Below are 222 nucleotides of genomic sequence, written 5' to 3' on the forward strand. Positions count from 1 at the left end.
GGGTCTTCAGCGCGACGCGGGTGTAGACGGCGGTGGTGTCGAGCTTCCTGTGGCCAAGCAGGACCTGGATCACCCGGATATCGGTCTTCCGCTCCAGCAGGTGGGTGGCGAAGCTGTGCCGCAGCGTGTGCATCGAGACCCGCTTGTCGAGCTTCGCCGCAACGGCCGCGGCATGGCAGGCCCGGTTGAGCTGGCGCGTCGTGATCGGCTGGCCCGGCTGCT

The 222-nt window shown here is 68.5% G+C and carries 1 protein-coding gene; it reads right to left on the reverse strand.

What is annotated here, in order from left to right; all coding sequences use genetic code 11:
- Window positions 1-222 (reverse strand): tyrosine-type recombinase/integrase (locus AX750_RS21220; protein WP_156462474.1); only part of this gene is annotated, 222 nt, incomplete at both ends.

The organism is Methylobacterium sp. CCH7-A2 (assembly GCF_001557075.1).
Classification (GTDB): domain Bacteria; phylum Pseudomonadota; class Alphaproteobacteria; order Rhizobiales; family Beijerinckiaceae; genus Allobosea; species Allobosea massiliensis.